Origin of the sequence: Arthrobacter sp. H14 (assembly GCF_000520495.1) — a bacterium.
GTDB lineage: Bacteria > Actinomycetota > Actinomycetes > Actinomycetales > Micrococcaceae > Arthrobacter_C.
Genome location: NZ_KI914674.1, coordinates 17,863 through 24,274, shown reverse-complemented (window position 1 = coordinate 24,274; position 6,412 = coordinate 17,863). Strand labels below are relative to the sequence as shown.

Here is a 6,412-nt window from a genome sequence, read left to right as displayed (position 1 = left end):
GGCTTGAGTCCAGTTACTGCCTTGATCCGGCCAGGTAAAGGAGTTCGAGTAATTGTAGTTATTGCAGTGGCATCCAGCGTATACAACGCCGTTGCCGGCGGTCATTGCCTGGAAGTCCCCATTGCGCTGTCCGATGTTCCCGGAAAGCCGGTCGAAGTTGGCCGTTGAGTAGCTGAAGAAACTGTGCTCGGAGCCACCAACCCATACCCGGTCTCCCACTTGGCCAATTGATTGTTGATAATCCTTGTTGGCGCTGCTCCACACCGGATTCCATGCCGGAGTGGCCAGCGGTGCATTGGCAGATGTCTGCACAGCCGCTGCTTTGTACGCTGGAGCACCCTGCGACGTCGTAAAGTAACCGGCCGCATACAGCCTGGCGCCATCATCGGATGCATCGGCAGACACGACGGTACCGTTAAACGTTGGCCTCCACCCGTCTCCCGGCGTGCCGTCGACGACGGATACGCGGGCGGCGGACTGAGCATAGATGAGTGCACCGCTTCCGCCTGATACGTGGGTAAATCCGCCGGCCAGATACAGCCAGTCGCCTTGCACCGATAACGTCCGGATATTGACAACGCCGCTGGTCCGGTTGTCTTCCACATGAACAGACCAGCCCGCGGCCGTGTTCCCGGTATCCGGGTCCAAGGCTACGATTGCGGTAGCCGCCGCCCCGTTGGCCTCGGTGAATGTACCTGCTGCAACAATATTTCCATTCGGCAATGCGGCGAGCGCCATGACTGAGCCATTAAGGCTGGGGGTGAATCCGCGGACCAGCTCACCGGTGTTGACGTTGAAAGCTGCGAGGAACGGTTGTTCCACCTGATCCAAGCCGGTGGAAGCAGCAGCTCTCTGCGCATACCGGAAGTTACCACCGACATACATCAGGCCGCCGCTTTCGACGAAGGCCTGTACTTCGACGTCACCCTCGCGCTGGAAAGGACCTCCCTGCCCTGCGACGCCCCAGGGGCTGTCCAGGGCCAGTGACCGTGCCACCGAGGCGTTCGTCTGGGAATCCGTTCCAGCATCGCCAATGCGTTCGAAGCCCGCGTCCAGTGAACGGATCTTGGGTCGAATGTACATTTCCGTGTAGGGCATGGCCGTTCCCGCGCCGTTGACCCTGGACCAGAGGTGGCTGGAGTTATCACTCGAGCCTGTTACTCCCGAACCGTAGGCGAATCCCGTAGCATATCCCTGGCTCGCGATGGGACCGGTGATAACGCGGTTATAGGCGTTGTCAGTTCCAAAGTTCGATGTGCCGCCTCCGGATGTGGCGGCTCCGTCGAATGATGTCGATGCCGTTCGGTGCGCCGCCCCAAACGTCCATACCCAACGATCCCTGTTGTTGAAGCTGAACCGTACCTCCTGCCACTGGGCACCATCCGCCGTCCGTGCGCGCTTGAGACGCACCCCGTCGCTGAGCGAACTAACAGGTTCACCATTGAGCAATCCGTCGACCACATCAGCAGAGTATTGCGTGGTTTGACCCGACATCGGGCTCAAACCATTTTCCTGGAGGTCCGACGCTCTGCCCTTGCCCTCATAATTCTCTGTCCAGCCCTGTTTACCTTTTCCGATCAGGAGCCAGCCGCCGCCGTCGGTGGTCATGTCGCAGTAAACGCGCTGCGGGGCGTCCATTTCCGCAGTCAAGAGCCAGTAGCTCCCGTTAGGGGAGGAAGGATGTTCCTGTTTGATTTCCCAGCATGACGCAGCTGTCGTACTCTCCGTCGAGCCATCGACAGCAGCAGCGGCGACAGCAGGGGGTGGGGCGCTGAGCCCTGACATCAGCATTCCGGCAATAGCGGCCGATCCGACAATGGCAGAAAGTCTACGAATCTTCGACACAGGACACCCCAGGCAAATAGTGCGGCGGGGACCGGCATCGAACGGTTCTTGTCCAAACCGAACTGCGGTCAGCCCCCTGAATGCACAGATTCTATGGCTAGTCGACGGCCGGATGTAAGCGAAATTGGGAGCTCCGGCTACGCGATTTTTCGGTTCGATGGGCGGAAACTACTGGTCGACTACTCGTATTGTTTATAGGTATGAGGTGATGGGTACTTGGTTCTTCACATCCGCTACTGGTTTTTCAAAAAACCATGGGAGTTTGCCCTTCATCAGGATCGATGTACAAGACCCATACCAGTTGTCGAGCGTAGGAGAAAGCATGCTGAATAGGCGCCATCGCAACGCAGTAGTTGATGGAACCGGCGGCTCGGCCTTGGATTCTATGGTCCAGCAAATCTGGTTACAAGGGGTTTCTGCCGGCGAGGTACGCGTGGTGGTGGACCCGCTCCCGAGCACAGATTGGACCGAAGCCGAGACGTATTGGATCGTTCCGACGCTGGCCCGTCCGCTTCTCTTGGTTCCAAGTGGCCCACGCCGCGCCACTTCAGGATCACTCCTGCAGTATCGCGGGCTTCGGGCGGGGAGGATCAACGTAGCCCGGAACGTATTGGGCTGGCTGGCAAAGGCCGGGCTGCCGCCTGCCCAGCACACACTCTCGATCCAATTACGTGCCGGAACGGCTACGGACTCACCAGTGAAACTACCCTTGGCACATCTGGTTGACAGTCTCGAACAGAACAGGCTGACCGCAGCCATCGGGATAAGATTGGGTGTAAACCGCAAACCCACGCTGCAGCTGTTCGATGCCGAAGGGCACCCAGCCGGCTATGCCAAGTGCGCTTGGAATAAATCCAGTACCGGTTACGTGGAAACTGAAATTGCTGCCCTGCAGTCGATTGGCGGTAAACCTGCAGCGATGCGGGCCCCACGGCTACTGACGAGCGGCTGGCTAGGTGGGTTCCCCTACCTGATTACGGAGCCATTGCCCGAGATGGTCCAGGCCGTTCGGGGGGATGTGAAGGAACCAACAGCGCAGGAAATGTTCGCTCTGTGTCCCATTTACCGAACAGGCACCATTTCTTCCACACGTCATTTTCAGGAAATTGGCCGCCGCTTGGAGGAGTTGGACTCTACAGCGCCCGATCATGAGCTGGCGGCCGAAGCGGGCCGGGTCTACAAGATCGTTGCAGGGAGCAAGTCCGCCGTTCCAGTCTGCAGGCGTTGGCATGGTGATTTGGTGCCATGGAATTCCGCGCGGGAACCCTCGGGTCAGCTTTGGTGCTGGGACTGGGAGTCTTCCGAAGCGGACGCCATGGCTGGGTTGGATGCAATCCATTGGATGTTTAGTGTCCGAAGGGAACAAGCGACAGGTCGCGTTGCGTCCCATCTCCTACCGGCGCTCCGGGACGCCCAGTCGCATCTTGAAGCGGCATCGGTACCCCGTCCTGCTTGGCCGGATCTGCTGGCCGTCTATACTCTTGTCGTCGTCGAACGTGCATGGACACTGACCGCCCAATTCGGGTCCTGGAAGGACTCCTGGATCTCCAGAACAGAACTCATGGAACTTCTACAGACCGCCGGAAAACATCTACAAGTCGAGGACACAGCCTAATTGACAAGCCGGGTCTGAGCCTACGGCCACAACTCGTCAGTTCCCAAATACCTATAAAGATCCTCGTTATGGGGAGCGAAGTATTCTCTGAGCTCCGCCTCGACCTCCGGTGGCATAGTGCTTGAACGCTTGCGCGCATTAAAGGTCCGTGTCGTCGGCAGCACTGTGGATGGAACCTTCAGAAAATCACAGACCCGGTCAAAAGTCGCCTGAACATCCTCGTACATGTCCTCGCTGCGGAGAATCAGCAGTTGTCCCTCGGGAAACGATCGGCGCCAGTTCTGGATTTGCGGAAGGTACACGCCGCGGGAACGATACGAGTAGAAATCATGGGCGGTGCTGCAGTAAGCTGGTTCGGCCAGCATCTTCTCCAGCTCCCCCTGCAATCGGGTCTCTTCGGCCTCGAGCGCGGCTGGGAATTCCAACGGCTCGACCCCATTCTGCGCTCTTTCCTGATAATGGGACCATGCCCGTTCCACCGGATCCCGCAGCAACGCAATCGCCTTGATGCCGCCCGACAACTCCCGAACATGTCCTGCGACGCGCGGATCCCACAAGTAGTAAGGCGATGCCTCGCCACTGATCGGGCGATATCCCAAACGCCGCGACACCAGCTTCCGGTAGGTCTCTGTCTGGAAATGAGACCGGTACCAATGCTCCCCCCGTTGCCGCTCTTTGAAGAAGTAATCTGTGCTTTTCTTCCCGCGGACTTGAGGGTACAGCCCCATGATGCCGGGATGCATCATTAGATAATTGAACAGCGACGTCGTTCCGCCGCGCTTGGTTCCGATGACGAGAAAGTCAGGTGCTGGCCTGTCCCGTACGGTCAGTTGCGCATATTGCCGGGTGGCGGCATCCGAAACGTTCTTGACCCAACGGGGCGATGTATCTTTAAGCGCGGCAATACTGACCATTGGGAAACCTCACTCCAGGTTGGGACTTCACACCGGTTCGGCCGCTTTAGCCGATTTTCCACCGCCACGACGGGAAAGCAGTGCGAGGTCGTCCATTTTGAACCTACGTCTATCCATCCAACACCAAAGGATCAGGCTTGTCAGCATGACGGCGGTGGCCAATACGAGGGTGAACGTTGAATTGCCGAGAATGGACAAGAGTATGAGGCTTCCAGGCACAGTACTCAGAAGGGCAACCAGCAGTGCGTAAAGTACGCGGCCGGCTTTCCAACGGATGCCTAGGAAGACACGGTTCTCAATGGAGGCAAGAACAGCGTTGAGCAACATGCTGAACGACCATACGGCGGCCGCCGCCAGAATCCCCCACTGAGGGACCAGCAAGATGTTTCCGCCAATGTTCACAGTCAGAACGATTGTCTTGTTAGCAGCCATCCAACCACTGCGTCCGCTCATCATCAGCAGTGAATCGGCGTTGCCCGCCAATAGGCTTAGACTTGCTCCCGCACACAAAATGACCAAAGCCAGTGCCCCTGTTTCGAACCCATCCCCCAGCCACCCGAGAATCGTCGGCGCAAATAGCATGAACAGTGCGTAGACCGGGACGCCGAACAAGACAATCCAGGTGACCGTGGTGGTATAGAGCTCCTGAACACGTGACATCCGCTGCTTTTCGAGCAGCGCGCTGAAACGCGGGGACACCACAATCCGCATGGCTGTCGAAATTATCAGACCAGCGCTGACGAATCTGGAGGCAGCCCCGTAGACGCCGGCGGCCGCCGCTCCTGCAATAGCACCCACCAGAATTACATCAAACCAAATGATGGACTGCTCCAGTACCGAGGAATACCAACGAGGCAAGGCAAACTTCCATGTCCGGGCAGCCACATCACGGCTGGGACGTAAAGTCCCGGAGAGGCCTGCCCTCCGCTCCTGTCGCAAAACGCCTGCACAGAGGACGGCAAGAGCGCCCAGCAACGCAAGCACGAGGGGAACAGCCCACGAGAGAGCAACGGCAACGACTGATCCGCCCAGCGCCACCGTCACCAGCACCGCCACCGGCCGCAACGTCGGGAGGACAATATTTCCGATCACCGTGTATGGCAGTACTCCACCGAGACCACGGGTGGCTTGCAGCGCGACCATCAGAACGGCGCCGCAGGGCAGGAACCAGCTCAATGTGCGAAGACATTCGACAAGCTGCCGGCCGTACGGATCCTCGGATACAACTTGCAGGGGTGCCAGGAACCAGACCAGACCGGCAAACACCACCCCCGCAGCTGCTGCGGGCAGCAGCAGGAACAATACCGCCGAACGGATCTTGTCCACAGCGGAGATCCTTAGCCGAGGCAATAACCAAACGCCGGTGGTATCCATACCCACCCTGGCCAAGGCGAGCGCAATCGTGAAGACAGCAATCGCCTGAAGCACTACACCCGCGCCATCCTGGCCCAGCGACCGTCCAAGGACAACGATGAAAATCAGTCCCATTCCGGCGCTGATAGCGGCACCGACCAAACTGACAACTCCCCCGCGCGCCGCCTGCCTCAGTTCTCCCGACGCCGAATCGGTGCCAGCATCGTCAGTGATGCCTACCCTGTCAGCCACGTTTTACCCCCTGATTCCCCGCCAGAACTTTTCCGTATTGCCCAGGGGAAGAAAAGCTTCCACCTTTACCACTCACCGTGTACGATACGTGATCAGCACCACATGCCTTGGCGCCACCAAGGACGAAGGGCATGCTTGATCTTAGAGGAGCAGATTCATGGCTGGAAAGACTCTGAAGGCCGCGAATCCGTTACGGCTCGGGCTCCTGATAGTTTTGGTTGCTGGATTGGCCGCCGTTGCGCTTATTTTTGCTCTCACGAGCGGGACTCCCTCGCGCACGACAGGAGCAGCTACTTCACCGCCATCGCAACAAACTCCCGCGAATACTGGTCCGGCAGGAAAATCCGCAACGCCACCGCCAGTTTCCCCCGCTACAGCCCCGGAAATGGCTCCCCGCGTTACCCCCAGGCCCGTGCCCGGGCTGCCGGACGCT

Annotated in this window: 5 protein-coding genes; 2 read left to right on the top strand and 3 right to left on the bottom strand. The window is 58.7% G+C overall.

Annotation, left to right across the window (positions count from 1 at the left end; all coding sequences use genetic code 11):
• The coding region (locus tag Y707_RS0116455) for a fibrinogen-like YCDxxxxGGGW domain-containing protein (protein WP_253905214.1) at positions 1 to 1,785 on the bottom strand (1,785 nt) is incomplete at its 3' end.
• Between the two features lie 268 nt (positions 1,786 to 2,053).
• On the opposite strand from Y707_RS0116455, the gene Y707_RS0116450 reads away from it, so the two are divergent.
• Positions 2,054 to 3,460: a hypothetical protein gene (locus Y707_RS0116450; RefSeq protein ID WP_155853063.1), complete on the top strand. Its 1,407-nt coding sequence runs from the start codon at positions 2,054 to 2,056 to the stop codon at positions 3,458 to 3,460.
• 20 nt (positions 3,461 to 3,480) lie between these two features.
• Here Y707_RS0116450 and Y707_RS0116445 read toward each other — a convergent pair whose 3' ends face one another.
• Positions 3,481 to 4,374, bottom strand: coding sequence for a sulfotransferase domain-containing protein (locus tag Y707_RS0116445; protein WP_026535885.1), 894 nt, complete (start codon positions 4,372 to 4,374; stop codon positions 3,481 to 3,483).
• A 27-nt stretch (positions 4,375 to 4,401) separates the two neighbouring features.
• Complete coding sequence (locus Y707_RS26885; protein WP_051442121.1) at positions 4,402 to 5,979, bottom strand: lipopolysaccharide biosynthesis protein; 1,578 nt, start codon at positions 5,977 to 5,979, stop codon at positions 4,402 to 4,404.
• A gap of 135 nt (positions 5,980 to 6,114) precedes the next feature.
• Between Y707_RS26885 and Y707_RS32260 the strand changes: the two genes are divergently transcribed.
• Positions 6,115 to 6,412: hypothetical protein (locus Y707_RS32260; protein ID WP_216699275.1), on the top strand; the 298-nt coding region annotated here is incomplete at its 3' end.

What these genes read in the sequence shown, in the direction of transcription:
- Y707_RS0116445 (WP_026535885.1), bottom strand. Translation starts at nt 4,374, where the DNA reads ATGGTCAGTATTGCCGCGCTTAAAGATACATCGCCCCGTTGGGTCAAG.
- Y707_RS0116450 (WP_155853063.1), top strand. Translation starts at nt 2,054, where the DNA reads ATGGGTACTTGGTTCTTCACATCCGCTACTGGTTTTTCAAAAAACCAT.